Source organism: Sulfitobacter aestuariivivens, from assembly GCF_014763045.1.
Classification (GTDB): domain Bacteria; phylum Pseudomonadota; class Alphaproteobacteria; order Rhodobacterales; family Rhodobacteraceae; genus Sulfitobacter; species Sulfitobacter aestuariivivens.
In genome coordinates this window covers 627,327-642,028 of record NZ_JACTAG010000001.1, presented here as the reverse complement: position 1 = coordinate 642,028, position 14,702 = coordinate 627,327, and the positions used below count along the sequence as shown (strand labels likewise).

General features: G+C 60.5%; 18 protein-coding genes. 11 read left to right on the top strand and 7 right to left on the bottom strand.

Features of this window, described 5'->3' with window-relative positions:
* Window positions 1-142 precede the first annotated feature (142 nt).
* The 6 genes from rpsF (at window position 143) to H9Q16_RS03145 (ending at window position 4,091) form a co-directional block, all read left to right on the top strand.
* A complete protein-coding gene (gene rpsF, locus H9Q16_RS03170) occupies window positions 143-496 on the top strand; it encodes a 30S ribosomal protein S6 (protein ID WP_191073909.1) in 354 nt (117 codons plus the stop codon).
* Window positions 497-525: 29 nt separating this feature from the next.
* Window positions 526-753, top strand: a complete 228-nt coding sequence (rpsR, locus tag H9Q16_RS03165; RefSeq protein WP_005982441.1) for a 30S ribosomal protein S18 — start codon at window positions 526-528, stop codon at window positions 751-753.
* Window positions 754-764: 11 nt separating this feature from the next.
* Window positions 765-1,406 (top strand): 50S ribosomal protein L9, encoded by a 642-nt coding sequence (gene rplI, locus H9Q16_RS03160; RefSeq protein WP_191073908.1) that lies wholly within the window; start codon window positions 765-767, stop codon window positions 1,404-1,406.
* A 1,029-nt stretch (window positions 1,407-2,435) separates the two neighbouring features.
* A complete protein-coding gene (locus H9Q16_RS03155) occupies window positions 2,436-3,056 on the top strand; it encodes a hypothetical protein (RefSeq protein WP_191073907.1) in 621 nt (206 codons plus the stop codon).
* 130 nt (window positions 3,057-3,186) lie between these two features.
* Entirely contained in the window at window positions 3,187-3,474 is a 288-nt protein-coding gene (locus H9Q16_RS03150) for a hypothetical protein (RefSeq protein WP_191073906.1), read from the top strand.
* Between the two features lie 140 nt (window positions 3,475-3,614).
* A complete protein-coding gene (locus H9Q16_RS03145; protein ID WP_191073905.1) occupies window positions 3,615-4,091 on the top strand; it encodes a transglycosylase SLT domain-containing protein in 477 nt (158 codons plus the stop codon).
* 102 nt (window positions 4,092-4,193) lie between these two features.
* On the opposite strand, the gene tig is transcribed toward H9Q16_RS03145, so the two are convergent.
* Together tig and H9Q16_RS03135 are read right to left on the bottom strand one after the other, a co-directional pair.
* Window positions 4,194-5,525, bottom strand: a complete 1,332-nt coding sequence (gene tig / locus H9Q16_RS03140) for a trigger factor (RefSeq protein ID WP_191073904.1) — start codon at window positions 5,523-5,525, stop codon at window positions 4,194-4,196.
* A 155-nt stretch (window positions 5,526-5,680) separates the two neighbouring features.
* Window positions 5,681-5,965 (bottom strand): DUF2312 domain-containing protein, encoded by a 285-nt coding sequence (locus H9Q16_RS03135; protein WP_191073903.1) that lies wholly within the window; start codon window positions 5,963-5,965, stop codon window positions 5,681-5,683.
* Window positions 5,966-6,066: 101 nt separating this feature from the next.
* Here H9Q16_RS03135 and H9Q16_RS03130 point away from each other — a divergent pair, with 101 nt between their 5' ends.
* The 5 genes from H9Q16_RS03130 (at window position 6,067) to H9Q16_RS03110 (ending at window position 8,576) form a co-directional block, all read left to right on the top strand.
* Window positions 6,067-6,306: a hypothetical protein gene (locus H9Q16_RS03130; protein ID WP_191073902.1), complete on the top strand. Its 240-nt coding sequence runs from the start codon at window positions 6,067-6,069 to the stop codon at window positions 6,304-6,306.
* Between the two features lie 75 nt (window positions 6,307-6,381).
* The gene (locus H9Q16_RS03125; RefSeq protein WP_191073901.1) at window positions 6,382-7,266 is read left to right on the top strand and encodes an MBL fold metallo-hydrolase; all 885 of its coding nucleotides are present in this window, start codon (window positions 6,382-6,384) and stop codon (window positions 7,264-7,266) included.
* Between the two features lie 10 nt (window positions 7,267-7,276).
* The gene (locus H9Q16_RS03120) at window positions 7,277-7,705 is read left to right on the top strand and encodes a YeeE/YedE family protein (protein ID WP_191073900.1); all 429 of its coding nucleotides are present in this window, start codon (window positions 7,277-7,279) and stop codon (window positions 7,703-7,705) included.
* 1 nt (window position 7,706) lies between these two features.
* Window positions 7,707-8,138, top strand: coding sequence for a DUF6691 family protein (locus H9Q16_RS03115; RefSeq protein ID WP_191073899.1), 432 nt, complete (start codon window positions 7,707-7,709; stop codon window positions 8,136-8,138).
* Between the two features lie 9 nt (window positions 8,139-8,147).
* Window positions 8,148-8,576 (top strand): protein tyrosine phosphatase family protein, encoded by a 429-nt coding sequence (locus tag H9Q16_RS03110; protein WP_191073898.1) that lies wholly within the window; start codon window positions 8,148-8,150, stop codon window positions 8,574-8,576.
* Between the two features lie 2 nt (window positions 8,577-8,578).
* On the opposite strand, the gene H9Q16_RS03105 is transcribed toward H9Q16_RS03110, so the two are convergent.
* The 5 genes from H9Q16_RS03105 to H9Q16_RS03085 form a co-directional block, all read right to left on the bottom strand.
* Window positions 8,579-9,808 (bottom strand): FliM/FliN family flagellar motor switch protein, encoded by a 1,230-nt coding sequence (locus tag H9Q16_RS03105; RefSeq protein ID WP_191073897.1) that lies wholly within the window; start codon window positions 9,806-9,808, stop codon window positions 8,579-8,581.
* 35 nt (window positions 9,809-9,843) lie between these two features.
* The gene (locus H9Q16_RS03100) at window positions 9,844-12,579 is read right to left on the bottom strand and encodes an ATP-binding protein (RefSeq protein ID WP_191073896.1); all 2,736 of its coding nucleotides are present in this window, start codon (window positions 12,577-12,579) and stop codon (window positions 9,844-9,846) included.
* Window positions 12,579-12,851, bottom strand: coding sequence for a hypothetical protein (locus tag H9Q16_RS03095; RefSeq protein ID WP_191073895.1), 273 nt, complete (start codon window positions 12,849-12,851; stop codon window positions 12,579-12,581). Before H9Q16_RS03095 ends, H9Q16_RS03100 begins: the two co-directional genes overlap by 1 nt.
* Window positions 12,852-12,864: 13 nt before the next feature.
* Window positions 12,865-13,233 (bottom strand): response regulator transcription factor, encoded by a 369-nt coding sequence (locus H9Q16_RS03090; protein WP_191073894.1) that lies wholly within the window; start codon window positions 13,231-13,233, stop codon window positions 12,865-12,867.
* Window positions 13,234-13,340: 107 nt separating this feature from the next.
* Window positions 13,341-14,639: a short-chain fatty acyl-CoA regulator family protein gene (locus tag H9Q16_RS03085; protein ID WP_191073893.1), complete on the bottom strand. Its 1,299-nt coding sequence runs from the start codon at window positions 14,637-14,639 to the stop codon at window positions 13,341-13,343.
* Between the last annotated feature and the right edge of the window lie 63 nt (window positions 14,640-14,702).

Genomic DNA, 14,702 nt, shown 5'->3' with positions numbered 1-14,702 from the left:
CGCGGGGTGCTTGCCCCGCGCCACAAACCGTGTATACGGCACCTTCCTTGCACAACACTTGAACCGCGCAGTCTCTCGTGGTGGGGCCGCAAGGATGAATGCCCTGCCTATGAAATGCGCCTTGATATAAATAGGAGAGCTCATGCCACTTTATGAGCACGTGATGATTGCGCGTCAGGACTTGTCCAACACGCAAGCCGAAGGCCTCATCGAACACTTTGGTACAGTCCTGTCGGACAATGGCGGCAAAATGGTCGACCATGAGTACTGGGGCGTCAAAACGATGGCCTACAAGATCAACAAGAACCGCAAGGGCCATTACGCCTTCCTGCGCTCGGATGCCCCGGCACCTGCAGTGCAGGAAATGGAACGCCTGATGCGCCTGCATGATGACGTGATGCGCGTGCTGACCATCAAGGTTGATGATCATGCCGAACTGCCCTCCGTGCAGATGCAAAAGCGCGACGAACGCGACACCCGTCGCGAACGCCGTTGATCCAAAGCTTGAAGAAAGGACTTTAAACCATGGCCGCTAAACCATTTTTCCGCCGCCGCAAGGTCTGCCCCTTCTCGGGCGACAATGCACCCAAGATCGATTACAAAGACACCCGTCTGCTGCAGCGCTACATCTCTGAGCGTGGCAAGATCGTTCCGTCCCGTATCACCGCGGTATCCGCGAAGAAACAGCGTGAGCTGGCCCGTGCCATCAAACGCGCCCGTTTCCTCGCCCTGCTGCCCTACGCCGTCAAGTAAGGAGAAAGCACATGCAAGTTATCCTTCTGGAACGTGTGGCCAAGCTGGGTCAGATGGGCGAAGTCGTGGACGTCAAGCCCGGCTACGCGCGCAATTACCTGCTGCCACAGGGCAAGGCGCTCAGCGCGTCCAAAGCCAACATCGAAGCTTTCGAGGGCCGCAAGGCCCAGCTTGAGGCCCAAAACCTCGAGACCAAGAAAGAAGCCGAACAGATGGCTGAAAAGCTGAACGGTCAGCAGTTCATCGTGATTCGCTCCGCGTCCGACGCAGGCGCCCTTTATGGCTCCGTCACCACCCGTGACGCCGCCGACGCCACGACCGAAGAAGGCTTCACTGTCGACCGCAAGCAGGTCGTACTGGGCAGCCCCATCAAGTATCTCGGCCTGCATGACGTGCAGATCGTGCTGCACCCCGAAGTGGAAGCCACCATTCAGCTGAACGTCGCCCGTTCCCCTGAAGAGGCCGAACTTCAGGCCTCCGGCAAGTCCATTCAGGAACTCGCCGCCGAGGAAGAAGCAGCCGCTGATTTCGAGATCCAGGAACTCTTTGACGACATCGGTGCCGCCGCGTCCGAAGACGAAGAACTGGCCGAAGTCGCCGGTGTCGCCTCCGACGAGGACGCATCCTCTGACGAAGAGACACCAAGCACCTAAACCGGGTTGCCGGTCAAAATTTGAACCGCCGCGCATGAACTTGCGCGGCGGTTTTTTTGTGTGAAACGGGCAATAACACCTTTGCAATCTTTTGCAGCCGTCCGATGACAATCCTGAATGACTGATGTGTAGTCGCTTGGGAACACGACTGAACTCTTAGCGGCCACTGTAAAAAGCAAGATCAGGACCGTCATGTCTGACGTCAGCGCCAATAAGACAGTTTAGGGTGATTTTATAAGGGCGAATTTCTGGCACATCGGAATGACTGCACAAAGGAACCCGACGATCCGATAAACATGGCGCATCAAAGATGTCATGATGATGACTTTGCATCAAATCGAGGCGGATGTTGCAGCATCACGGCATTCGACGCTCTACACGGTGCAGTACTGCACAGCATTCAGTCCGATGACAATTGCGATTGCGCTCGATAATGCGACAAAACAAAGGGGTTTCAGTGCTGCATGCCATGTTGTTCCGCGGGACGATCTCGCAGCAAGAATGATTCCCCATAAGATAACAGCACCCAGAATTACCAAGCTGGCAAACATTCCGAACCCACCTCCGAGGCAGGCTGCGTCGGAGAGACGATTTTGGCTTGAAGAATACACCGCAAAAAGCGCGGCGCCATTTTGTGTGGCTGCCACAAAGAGGGCGACGATCCACCGAATTGTCCTATCGTCAAACGTTTTCAAAAGCGCTCAATGCTCCTATAATTTTGGTCACTACCTGCCCAAAGTCACGATGAAATTACAGTTTCTGGTCCGAGCAAGATCATCCGTCCTTATGTCTTACTCGGATTAATCCCGGTAACCAGACAGTGGCGCAAAATGCAGCATTCGACGGCCTGGGCTCTAACCGAGAGTCTGACGCATTCGATCAGACTCCGCAGCCACGAGCGCTGTGTCAATAGCGGCTGTGCGGAACATTGGGAACATCGGCATTACAGCCATAAGCGCCTATTGATCTTAGCGACCACGCAAAGGACTATGCGATCCTGAACGTCGTACGTTACTGTCAGATGGGCCCATGCGTTACTTGTTGTCGCCAAATGAGGAATTCAATTTTCTCCGACGATTGAAGAGGGAGTTCCAGCTCGTTCCGCTGACCCCTTCGGACAGTCATGACTTTCCAGGAGCGCTTGAAATCTGTGCGAGTCCCTCACCGGGAGCAGCTTCATCAAACGATGACTTAGACTATATCTTCTGGGCCAAAGATCACGGTCCGATCACACGCATAGGTGACGGTTCTGGTCCGAAGGACGGGGTTGCCCGCGTTGTGAGAATACTGAACCGCGACGCAAAATTGGAAGGCACCGCAATTGATCTGGAAACCACGCCGATCGTTTCCTGGACCCGCCCGCGCTGGTACCAGGGTAATCGGCAGTGGATCGTGCCAAGCCGCCTGGGTTCTACGCGCACCACCAGAAGAGACTTCACGCCAGCGTACGCAAAGATGTTCAGCTCTATTGAGGCCTTGCTGCGTCGCAATGGCGAAAAGGTTAACTCGTGGGACATCCCAAATTCCCGCGACGACACTGGACTTGAGTTCACGGCCCCCAAAAATACCGCCAGTTTCAATGTCGTGGTTTGGCCCGAAGCGTTTCGCTGGCTAGAGAAGGGCGTTAAAATCTATCACTGGGATGCGTAGATTTGATGCGCGTTCAGGGCTCAAAAACGAACATTTGACGCATGCGTTGGAGTTTAGTAGCCGCGACTGTCGCAGCGACCATTGCTTTGTGGGCTTTACCGGTTTCGGCGGATTGCCGTAAACTGAAAAAATGGCGCGTAGACTCTCAGAGATTGTAAACGGTCATGTCGAGCAGATGTTTGCGCCGCATGCGCAAGCGCGTGCGAGAGCGCTGCTGTTGGAAATCACCGCAAGCGGCAGCGGCAACCAAGGTCCGGATCGCTGTGAAACAGCGGCACTAAAGGTAAGTGGTGGTACGATTTCCGGTTTGGAAGACGCGGTCGCGATGTACCATCTCGATTTTCGGGATTTACTGGTATCCGCCGGATTTGGAAGCGATACCAAGGCGCACGAGACCTGGAATCCTTACACCGAGTAATTTCGCAGAGTGGCCCTTTACCCGGCAAAAATCACAACACTGCTCCCGGTGCGCAATTCCCCGCGCATTCTTTTTCCCATACTTGCTGCGGCAGACCTTCTCGGCGATGAACCTCTATCCTTCATAACAAGCAGTCACCGATGCCCCAGCCTACCCGCCGCACCGCCATTGCCCTCATCGCTGCCGCTGCGCTTTGCGCATGTTCGAAAACGCCAGCACCCCCGCCCAAGCCGGTTGGGCCGCCTCTTTACCCCAATGAGACGCCCGAGTTGCGCAACAAGATCAACTTTTGGGCAGATCACTATGACCTGCCCCGCCCGTTGGTACACCGCCTTGCAATCCGCGAAAGCACCCACAACCCCAAGGCCCGCAACGGCCCTTACTATGGCTTACTTCAGATCCTGCCCGCCACGGCACGCGGCATGGGCTTCAGGGGCAAACCCAAGGATCTGCTGGATGCGGATACTAACCTGCGATACGCGCTCAAATACCTGCGCGGCGCTTGGCTTTTGTCGGATGGCGATCACGCCACAGCGATCAAATGGTATGCGCGCGGCTACTACTACGAAGCAAAGCGACGCGGGATGCTTGTGGAAACCGGCCTGAGACCGGCATGATTTGCGCCACCCGCCCCAAGCCATCCCCCATCGAAAGCTGACAACGCAATAAAAAAGGCCGCGCAAACCTGCGCGGCCTTTTCGAAATTCATCACTCAAGGGTTACTCGTCCTCAAGCGCCTCGACAGCTTTCTGAAGCTCCTCTTTGGACACTTCTTTCTCTGTCACCTTGGCGCTTTCGACGATGTGGTCGACAACCTTGTCTTCAAAGATCGGCGCGCGCATCTGCTGCTGCATCTGCTGGTTCTTCTGCACAAACTCAAAGAACTCGCGTTCCTGACCGGGGTACTGACGCGCCTGGTTCATGATCGCCTGCGTCATCTCGGCATCCGACACTTCAACCTCGGCCTTCTGACCCAGCTCTGCCAGCAGCAGACCCAGACGCACGCGGCGTTCGGCCAGCGACTTGTGCTCGTCCGTCGCCTCGATCTCGGGGTGATCATGGCCTTCGACGTCCGGGTTTTCCTCGTGCCACAACTGGTGCGCGATCTGGCCCGCTTCGGCGTCGACCAGCGACGGGGGCAGTTCAAAGCTGACCATCTTGTCGAGCTGATCCAGCAAGCTGCGCTTCATAACCGCGCGGGACGCCCCGGAATACTCCGCCTCCAGCCGCTCTGCGATCTGGGCTTTCAGCGCGTCCAGATCGTCAGACCCGAACTTCTTGGCCAATTCGTCATCGATTTTGGCTGCGACGGGTTCTTTGACGTCCTTGATGGTGCAATCGAACACAGCCTCTTTGCCCTTCAGATGCTCGGCCTGGTAATCATCGGGGAAAGACACGGTCACGGCTTTTTCTTCGCCAGTTTTCACGCCGACCAGTTGCTCTTCGAAACCCGGGATGAAGGAATTGGAGCCCAGCACCAGCGGATAATCCTCGGCTGAACCACCTTCAAAGGCCTCGCCATCGACCTTGCCGACAAAGTCCATCACAACCTGATCGCCGTCCTTTGCCTTGGCCCCCTTCTTGCGCGGTGCGAAATCCTGCGCGGTCTCTGCCAGATTGCCCAGCGCTTCCTCGATGGCCGCGTCATCGGCCTTGACCACCAGCTTTTCCAGCTTGACCTTCGAAGCGTCAACTTCAGGAATATCCGGCAGCGCTTCGTAGGTCATGGAAACCTCGACGTCGTCGCCTTCTTTCCAGTCTTCGTTGGTCATCTTGACATCAGGCTGCATCGCGGGGCGATCGCCGGATTTCTCAAAGTGCTCGCCCATGGCGCCATCAATGGCTTCCTGCATGGCTTCGCCCATGACGCGCTGGCCAAATTGCTTTTTCAACAGCGCCATCGGCACCTTGCCCTTGCGGAAGCCCTTCATCTCGACCTCGGGCTGCGCTTCGACCAGCTTTTCGTTTACCTTGGCATCCAGCTCGTCGGCGGTCACGGTGATATTGTAGCCGCGCTTCAAACCTTCGTTCAGCGTCTCGTTGACCTGCATGTGTGCTCCATAAGAATAAGGCCGCGCGTGGCGCGCGGGTGCAAATTTCCGCCCTTCTATTGGCGTGTGCATCGGTGTGCAAGGGGGGCAGCGCGACAATCCACCGGCAATCGCCCACACAGTAATCCGGGGGCCTTGTTGCGGCCCCCGTCGCGCTACATGCCCAACGCTTCCTTGTACATCTCCAACACCGCCTCTTCCTCGGCGATGTCATCCTTGTCGCGCTTGCGCAGGGCGATCAGTTTGCGCATGACCTTGGTGTCATATCCGCGCGCCTTGGCCTCAGCCATGACTTCCTTTTGCTGCTCTGCCAGATCCTTCTTTTCGGCGTCCAGCCGCTCGACCCGCTCAACGAACTGGCGCAACTCGTTGGCCGTGACGCGGTAGGTCGCGTCGCCGGCGCCTTCGATCACATCGGGGTTGGTGCTGGTGTCACTCATGGCAGGCTCCTGATCGCTGATTTGCTGACCTGTTACGCGCAGGCCCCGCGACCCGCAAGCAGGTCTTGCCTCACCGCAAAGATTGGCTTAGCGGTCTGCCCATGGAAAACGCAGATGCCGCAACACTGGACTGGTTGATCTGGGCAGGCGCCGCCGTGTCAGTGGTGGGCCTCGTCGGTCTGATCGTTTGCATTCTGAAAGTCAGCCGCGCCAAACGCGCGCAACTTGATGACGACGCCATGCGCGCAGCACTGCAGGCCGTCATGCCGCTGAACCTTGGCGCATTGTTTCTCAGCGTCATTGGTCTCATGATGGTGGTCGTGGGCATCTTGCTCGGCTGACCCTGCCCTGCAACAAAGTCCACTTGCAACATATGCATAAATTGCTATATGTATGTCAGCAGAAAGGACGCCCCGATGCCAACTGATATCACCGCCGCAGCCCCGATTGTCACCGCTTTCTTCGATGGCGCAACAAACACCGTCAGCTACGTGGTGCAGGACCCGTCCGGATCGGCCTGTGCAATTGTCGATTCGGTGCTTGATTTCGATCATGCAGCAGGCCGCACCGATACGACTTCCGCCGACAAGATCGTCGCGTTTATCAAGGATGAGAACCTGCAAACCCAGTGGATCCTGGAAAGCCACGTGCACGCCGATCACCTGTCTGCAGCACCCTACCTGCAGGAAAAACTGGGCGGCAAGATTGGCATCGGATCCCAGATCACCACCATTCAGGACACCTTTGGCAAGGTCTTCAACGAAGGCACCGAATTCCAGCGGGACGGCAGCCAGTTCGACGCGCTTTTCAAGGATGGCGATACCTTTCATATCGGCCAGCTGCGTGCAGATGTGATGCACACGCCCGGCCACACACCAGCCTGCCTGACCTATGTCATCGGCGATGCGGCCTTTGTCGGTGACACGCTTTTCATGCCCGATTTCGGCACCGCGCGCTGCGATTTCCCGGGTGGGTCGGCCAATGATCTCTACAATTCCATTCAGCGCATTCTCAGCCTGCCCGAAGAGACCCGGATCTTTGTCGGCCACGACTACAAGGCCCCGGGCCGCGATGAATTTGCCTGGGAAACCACCGTAGGCGCGCAAAAGGCCAAGAACGTGCATGTGGGCGGCGGCACGGACGAGGAAACCTTTGTCGATATGCGCCAGACCCGCGATGCGACCCTCGCCATGCCCAAGCTGATCGTGCCTTCACTGCAGGTCAACATGCGCGCTGGCAACATGCCTGAACCCGACGACAGCGGCACGGTCATGCTGAAACTTCCTATCAACAAACTCTGAGAGACACCGCATGGAAATGGATTGGATTTGGGGCCTGCTTGGCGGCCTGATGATTGGCGGCGCAGGCGCACTCTATCTCCTGGGCAACGGCAGGATCATGGGCGTCAGCGGCATCGCCGGCGGCCTGATCGACGGATCATCGCGCAGCGCACGGGCCGAAGGGCTGGCCTTTCTGGCCGGGCTCATCGCCCTGCCCGCGCTTTTGCATCTTTCAGGTGCCATCCCGGTTGCCACGCATATCACCTCCAATATCGCTCTGATCATCGCCGGTGGTCTGCTGGTGGGGCTTGGCACCCGTATTGGCAATGGCTGCACCTCCGGGCACGGGGTCTGCGGCATTTCGCGGCTCAGCCCCCGCGGCATCGTGGCGACGCTGATCTATATCGCGGCAGGGGCCGTTGTCGTGGTCGCGTTGCGCAGCCTTGTCGGAGGGCTCTGAGATGCGGATCATCCTTGCTTTGATCGTCGGTGCGATATTCGGCGCGGGCCTGCACATCTCGGGCATGACAGACACCAACAAGGTCCAGGGTTTTCTGGACTTTTTCGGCGCCTGGGATCCCACGCTGGCCTTCGTGATGGGCGGCGCAATCGTTCCCATGGCCATCGCTTGGAGCCTCACCCGCAAGCGCCAGCCGGTTCTGGGTGGTGAGTTCCCACAGCGGCCCGACCCGGTGATCGACCGCAAACTCAGCATTGGCGCGATGCTGTTCGGTGCGGGCTGGGGTCTTGTAGGCCTTTGCCCGGGGCCCGCCATCGCCTCGATCAGCTACGGCGGCCTGGGCGGGCTGATCTTCCTGGTGGCCATGGTGGCCGGCATGCGCGCGGCCCCGCCCGCCAAGCGGTTGCTGGACAGCCGCACAGCTGCAGCGTAAATGATCCAGATGGATATCCGCCAACTGACCCCGACCTATTTCGTCAGCCCGCAAATCGATCCGGGCGATATGGAAGCCCTTAAATCTGCCGGGATTGACTGTATCCTGTGCAACCGCCCCGACGCCGAGGTGCCCCCATCCCACCAGGCGGATGCCATCGAAAAAGCGGCCACCGCGGCCGGACTGCGTTTTGCCGTCTGCCCCCTGACGCATCAGACCATGGTGCCCGATGTCATCGCCGAGAACCGCCAGCTGGGCGCAGAGAGCGGCGAAACCGTCTTGGCCTATTGCGCCTCCGGCACCCGGTCGACCATCGCCTGGGCACTGGGTCAGGCCGGTCGGATGGCACCCAACGATATTCTCGCGGCCGCCCGTGGTGGCGGGTACGATATCGAACAGATCCGCCCGATGCTGGGCGAAGACTTCGCGCCCGGCTGACGTTATCCCGCCTCCAGCGCGGGCAAGGTGTCTGCCTCTGTTTCCTCAAATCCGGGCAGGTCGCTCATGTCTGGAAGGGTATCAAGGGCCGCAACGGCACCGTCCGTGTCCACAAGTGCGGGCAAAAAGGCCGCTGGTGCGGCGTCATCCGCACCCACAGACCCTGCCTCCGGTATCTTCTTCGCCGCGCCCGTGCCGGTGCCGTCACCGGCCACATCCGGCAGGTCCAGATCCCCGCGATCCGATTTGCGGCGGCGTGGCTCTCTGACCCCCGACGACGCATGCTCCAATTGCAGGGCCCGCACCCCGTCGATCTGCCCCAGCGTCCCCCGGCTCAGCGCCCGCCCGCCCCGGGTTTGCACACGGCATTGATCGAATGCGGTTGTCTCAAGGTCCAGCACATCCCCGACCTCAAGCGCCTGCAACGCCCGTACAGGCATCCGCAGACGCGTCAGCGCCACGTTCAGCACAACGCTCAGCGACAGCACCGTCTTACCCAGCGGCGGCTCTGCGGCGGCGGACACGTCCTTCTCATCGGCGCCTGCGCCGATCGGTGCCGCCTCTTCCCCCGCCTCTGGTTCAGGCAGGCACAGCATGATCGCCCCCTGACGCACCCCCCCGGCCAGATCAACCGTCAGATGCAGCACCTGATAGTGTGACGCTTCCAAGGCCATCACCATCAGCCGCGGGTCGTTGACCCGCGCCCCAAAGGCATATCCATCGATCAATCCCTGCTCATCCGGCAATTCGATCATCGGGGCCGCGCGCGCCAGCAGCGCATCGATCAGCGGCGCACAGATCGCGCCATCCGTGTCCGTCATCGCGCGGCTGTCACTGTCCTGCAAGGCCGCGACCCTGCCCATGGTCTCCTGCTGGATCAGTCCGCCCACCAGCGCCGGATCAAAGGCAATCGCGGCGCGACGTCGCTGCGGCCCGTCCAGCAGCATCAGCAGATGAGACGGATCAAACAGGTCTTCCAGCGCATCGCCCGTTCGTTCCTCACGGCGAATGCCGATCACCGCCATCGCCATATCAAGCAGATCATCCGCGACCCTGGCCAGTGTCAGCCGCAGCGCCTTGGGCAGGCTGACAATGCGCGCGGCGCGTTCCTCCAGCCCGGCGCGGGCCTTGCGCCTGAGCGCGGGATGCGCCCCCCCCGTCCTGTGACCGGGGTGCTGCTGATTTGCTGGGGCCATGCCATCCACCGCGAATACCTGTTCACGCACAGGCATACCGCAGATTTGGTTACCAACCGCTTTAGACGCCGTCAGGCCACCTCGGCAGAACGGCGCGCAGCGATATCCTCTGCCGCACTCAGCCGGTCAGGAAGCTCAACCCGGAACCCGGTGCCGGGCCCGTCTTCCAGATAAAAAAGCCGCCCGCCAAGCCGTGACATGATCTCGCTGCAAATCGCCAGCCCAAGGCCCGCGCCCTCTCCGCCGGCACCTTCAAGCCGATGGAATTTCTCGAAAATGACGTTCCGCGCATCGGGCGAGATCCCCTGCCCGTTGTCAATGAAATCAATCCACGTCCCGGTCTCGGTTTCGCGCACGTCAATGCGCAGCTCTGGGGCGTCGGCGTCGCAGTATTTCTGCGCATTTGACACCAGATTGATGAACACCTGTGCCAGCCGATCCAGATCCGTGCGCAAAACCACGTTCTCGCGCCGGGGCTGACGCCGGATGCGCAAGGGCGCCTCCGCCCCCGCCAACGCCGTTGTGACCGCCCGGTCCAACACGTCGCCAACGGTCCCGGACCGGATATTCAGCGTCACCTGCCCATTTTCCAGCACCGACAGATCCAGCAGATCATCCAGCAGCCGCGTCAGGCGGATCGTCTCGCCGTGGATGATTGATGCGTATTTCGATTTGTCATCCGCAGACATCCCTTCCGCATCCCGCAAAATCTCCGAGAACGACCGAATAGAGGTCATAGGCGTGCGCAATTCATGGCTGATCTGGCTCAGAAAGGTGTCTTTCTGCCGCGACAATTCAGTCAGCTTTTCATTCGCCCGCCGCAACTGCGCGGCGGTTTCCGTCAGCTCGCGCGACTTGGTCTCAAGCTGATTGGAGTATTCCAGCATCTGCGCAGATTCGTCGGCCACCGCCATCAGATCTTCGACCGAAACCGCCGCACCGCCGGAAATCTGCGACACCATCGCATGTGCCGTGGCCGCGCCCACCGACCCGGACAGTTCCCGTTCCAGCGCCTGAACAAACTTCGGCGACGGGTCCGGCAAACCATCACGCAGCCCTTGCGCCTCTGCCTCTTTGCGAAAAAACGCCTGCGCATCCTGCGCGCCCAATATGCGCTGGGTCATGATCATCAATTCTTCACTGCCCGCCCCGGCCGCGGACCAGCGGCGCGCCGACCCCGTACCGCCATCCAAGACATTGACAAAGTGTGCTGCCTGCAACCGCTCAATCGGGCTGGGAAAGCTCAGCAACGACACGACAACAAAGCTGAACGCATTGAGCGACAGGCTCCACACCACCGCGTGCACGGTCGGGTCCAGACCCTCCACCCCAAAAAACGCCTGCGGGCGCAGCCACGCCAGTCCCATTAACCCCTGATCAAAGATATCCTGTGATAACACGCCATCGGTGCCAAAGCTGGGCAGCAACATCGTAAAGACCCAGACCGCAAAGCCGACGCCAAGACCGCAAAGCGCCCCGATGCGTGTCGCCCCGCGCCAGAAAATACCGCCCAGCATCGCGGGCAGGAACTGCGCCACACCGCCAAAGGAAATGGTGCCAATTGCCGCCAGCGCGCCACTGCCTCCAGAGGCCCGGTAGTAGAGGTACCCAAACGCCATGATCACCATGATCGACAGGCGCCGCGACAGGATCACCACGTTGCGCACGTCGCCCGATTGCGTCGCCCGACCCTGATGCGTGGCCAGCCAGATCGGCATCACGATATGGTTCGACACCATCGTCGACAGCGCCAGCGTGGCCACAATCACCATTGATGTTGCCGACGAAAAGCCGCCCAGAAACGCCAGCATCGCAACCCCGTTCTGGCCCTGGCTCAGCGGCAGGTTCACCACGAACAGATCCGGATTCGACCCCGCCGGCAGCAGATCCAGACCCACAACCGCAATCGGCACCACAAAGAGGCTCATCAACATCAGGTACAGCGGAAACGCCCAGGACGCGAATTGCAGATGCCGCTCGCCTTCGCTTTCGACCACCATGACCTGAAACATGCGCGGCAAACACAAAAACGCCGCCCCCGACAGCATCGTCAGGGCCAGCCACCGATCCCCCTGCACCTGCCACGTGCCGATGGCAGAGGCATCAATGCGGGCAAAGGTCTCGCTCACCCCGCCCATCAATCCCCAGACAACAAAGACACCCACGGCCAACAGAGCGAAAAGCTTGACCACCGCCTCAACCGCAACGGCGATGACCACGCCGGGGTGGCGTTCATTGACGTTCAGATTGCGCGTGCCGAACAGGACCGTGAACAGCGCCAGCCCCGCCGCCACCCAAAGTGCGGCTGACGCGCTGTTGATCTGCCCTGCCTGCGGCGGCTGCTGGCCCGGTGCAGGGTCTGCAAAGGCAGAGAGGGACAACACAACCGATTGCAATTGCAAGGCAATATACGGCGTCACACCAATGACAGCCATGACCGTTACGGCGATCGCCAGCGCGTTCGACTTGCCATAGCGCGACGAAATCAGGTCAGCAATAGAGGTGACGCGCTGACTGCGCCCAACCTGCACCAGACGGCGCAGCACCCACCACCAGCCGATCATGACCAGCGACGGGCCCAGATAGATGGTGACATATTCCAGCCCAGAGCGCGCGGCGAACCCGACCGCCCCGTAAAATGTCCACCCCGTGCAGTAAATCGACAGCGACAGGGTATAGACCAGCGGTGACCGCAGCAGCCACCGGCTTTGCCCCCGCTGCGCTGCCCGTTCGGCCAGAAAAGCGATCAGAAAAAGCCCCGCCACATACAGCAGACACACCGCAACCAGCTGATTGAGCGACGCCATCAACTGCCCCCATCGGTCGGTCTGTCATCCGCCTGCATCGGGGTGCGGCGGTACAGCACCAGCCCCACCACAACCATCACAACCCAGACCCCGAAGATATAGCGCAACGCCGCACTCATCGGCATCGGTGCACCGCCGTCTCCGGGCACCCCCCACATCAGCGGCACCATCCACAGCGCAATGCCCAAAAATGCCAGCAATCGCACCGCATCCATCATGCGTCGCGCGCGGTATCTGCGCCGCTCCAGAAAGACCGGGGCCCGCTCTGCCATCACACCGTCCCGATCACGACGCGGTCAGCTCGCGCACAGCGTCAAGCATCTCGGCATTTGAAAAAGGCTTGGTCATGAACCGGCTGACCCCGGCCTTTTCGGCCATCTCCCGGTCGCGGCTTTGCCCGCGCGCAGTCAGCATCAGCACCGGCAGGTTTTCGAACGCCGGATCAGACCGCAGATCATGCAGAATCTCGAAACCGCTCTTGCCCGGCAACATCACATCCAGCATCACCAGATCCGGAGCATTGTTGCGGATCACCTCCATCGCGCTGTCCCCGTTCGCAAGCGTCTGCACCCGCCAGCCATCTTGCGACAACAAGAACCGGATCGCCTCGGCGATATTGAGCTCGTCTTCGACAAGCACCACGTGTTTGTCCATCGGACAAGTCCTCCCGTTTGGCCCACCGCCCCGTCTGCGCGGGGTCTGTGTCACCGACATTCAGAGTGCCTTATAGACACCCTGTCTGTCAAAGCATGCAAGGACGCTCAGGCCCCGGCCAGCAAAATCGACGGCTCCCGTCGGGCCGCACATTTGGTGTTGGGGCAAATGCGGCAGGTTGATCCCACTGCATGATCCCGGCCGCTGCCCTCTGCGGCAGGCAAAAGCAGCATCGCGGCCTGGGTCAATGGGCCTTCGTTGTACTGGGCCGCGCGGCGCGTTTCACTGACGGCATAGGCCGTGAACGGCGTCTGCGCGCGCCCCAACTGCGCAATGCGCTGCGATACCACCAGACCGGGCTGCCCCAGTACGGAAAAGATCGGCCACAGCGGGCAACACGACCCGTGCCGGGGCACGATAAAGCCCTCGACAGACTTGCGGAAAATCACCGTGCCAGAGCGATCGCACACCACCAGCCCTGCCCCAAGCTCTGCCAATGCCGCCATCCGGCGCAGGATCCGCGGCACACCCTGACCCAGCTGATGCGACAGCGCGATAGGGTCCGCCCCCCGCTCTGCAATCGCGCCGCGCAAGACCTCCAGCGACACATGCGCGGCATCGACCGCGACCTGCTCCAGAACGCCCGACGCGATATAGCGCGCGGCGGCAGTCTTCAGCTCCGGCGACGCCTCGGTCAGGGCAGCGACATCCGCAGATGTCGCCCCGGGTGCCTCAAGGGACGGGAAATGAAATCCATGCGCGCTCAGAAACGCCTCGACCTCTTCCTGCGGCGAACTGGCCGCGTCGCCACCCCCCTCATCCGCATCCAGATGCGCCACGAGGGCCTGCGCGCTGTCGGACAGCCGCTGACTGTCCTCATTGATGTTGGCGTGAAACCTGTTGCGCCATTCAGGCTCCAACGCCTTGTTTTCATTCAGGATCGCAGCAGTAGACCGGATCGCCGCCGCGGTCGTCAGCAGTTCATGCATCGACGCTGCCAGATAGGGATCATGTGCCAGCCGGTCGGTCAGCGCCTCCACCGTCTGCTCCAGCGCCGTCACCCGCTGGCGCGTACCCGCCAGAACATCGGCCCAGCCGGGAAACCGCCCCGCGAACTCATCGGCGCGGTCCGCCTCGGGGCCGCTCAGGCCCGCCTCGTCCGCTGCTTCGCGCAGGGTCGCGATCAACGCGGCCTCTGCACCCACGGTCAGCGCCTGCGGCTCGACCCCCAGCGCCCCGGCAATGTCCAGCAGCAGCTTGCCGCCGATCCGGCGACGGTTGTGCTCGATCAGATTGAGGTAACTCGCCGAGATCCCGATCTGGCGGGCCAGCTCCGCCTGCTTCTGGCCCGCCATCACGCGCCGCTCGCGAATGCGGCTGCCGGTCAACGCATCCGTGGCGGTCATCGCCCCCACCAGCAAACTTGTGTTGAATCAACGGCTTTCTGCACCGCAACATCACTTTCTTTA

What these genes read in the sequence shown, in the direction of transcription:
- H9Q16_RS03155 (WP_191073907.1), top strand. Translation starts at nt 2,436, where the DNA reads ATGCGTTACTTGTTGTCGCCAAATGAGGAATTCAATTTTCTCCGACGA.
- H9Q16_RS03120 (WP_191073900.1), top strand. Translation starts at nt 7,277, where the DNA reads ATGGAAATGGATTGGATTTGGGGCCTGCTTGGCGGCCTGATGATTGGC.
- H9Q16_RS03130 (WP_191073902.1), top strand. Translation starts at nt 6,067, where the DNA reads ATGGAAAACGCAGATGCCGCAACACTGGACTGGTTGATCTGGGCAGGC.
- H9Q16_RS03145 (WP_191073905.1), top strand. Translation starts at nt 3,615, where the DNA reads ATGCCCCAGCCTACCCGCCGCACCGCCATTGCCCTCATCGCTGCCGCT.
- H9Q16_RS03105 (WP_191073897.1), bottom strand. Translation starts at nt 9,808, where the DNA reads ATGCCTGTGCGTGAACAGGTATTCGCGGTGGATGGCATGGCCCCAGCA.
- H9Q16_RS03115 (WP_191073899.1), top strand. Translation starts at nt 7,707, where the DNA reads ATGCGGATCATCCTTGCTTTGATCGTCGGTGCGATATTCGGCGCGGGC.
- rpsF (WP_191073909.1), top strand. Translation starts at nt 143, where the DNA reads ATGCCACTTTATGAGCACGTGATGATTGCGCGTCAGGACTTGTCCAAC.
- tig (WP_191073904.1), bottom strand. Translation starts at nt 5,525, where the DNA reads ATGCAGGTCAACGAGACGCTGAACGAAGGTTTGAAGCGCGGCTACAAT.
- H9Q16_RS03100 (WP_191073896.1), bottom strand. Translation starts at nt 12,579, where the DNA reads ATGGCGTCGCTCAATCAGCTGGTTGCGGTGTGTCTGCTGTATGTGGCG.
- H9Q16_RS03095 (WP_191073895.1), bottom strand. Translation starts at nt 12,851, where the DNA reads ATGGCAGAGCGGGCCCCGGTCTTTCTGGAGCGGCGCAGATACCGCGCG.
- H9Q16_RS03125 (WP_191073901.1), top strand. Translation starts at nt 6,382, where the DNA reads ATGCCAACTGATATCACCGCCGCAGCCCCGATTGTCACCGCTTTCTTC.
- H9Q16_RS03150 (WP_191073906.1), top strand. Translation starts at nt 3,187, where the DNA reads ATGGCGCGTAGACTCTCAGAGATTGTAAACGGTCATGTCGAGCAGATG.
- H9Q16_RS03135 (WP_191073903.1), bottom strand. Translation starts at nt 5,965, where the DNA reads ATGAGTGACACCAGCACCAACCCCGATGTGATCGAAGGCGCCGGCGAC.
- rplI (WP_191073908.1), top strand. Translation starts at nt 765, where the DNA reads ATGCAAGTTATCCTTCTGGAACGTGTGGCCAAGCTGGGTCAGATGGGC.
- rpsR (WP_005982441.1), top strand. Translation starts at nt 526, where the DNA reads ATGGCCGCTAAACCATTTTTCCGCCGCCGCAAGGTCTGCCCCTTCTCG.
- H9Q16_RS03090 (WP_191073894.1), bottom strand. Translation starts at nt 13,233, where the DNA reads ATGGACAAACACGTGGTGCTTGTCGAAGACGAGCTCAATATCGCCGAG.
- H9Q16_RS03110 (WP_191073898.1), top strand. Translation starts at nt 8,148, where the DNA reads ATGGATATCCGCCAACTGACCCCGACCTATTTCGTCAGCCCGCAAATC.
- H9Q16_RS03085 (WP_191073893.1), bottom strand. Translation starts at nt 14,639, where the DNA reads ATGACCGCCACGGATGCGTTGACCGGCAGCCGCATTCGCGAGCGGCGC.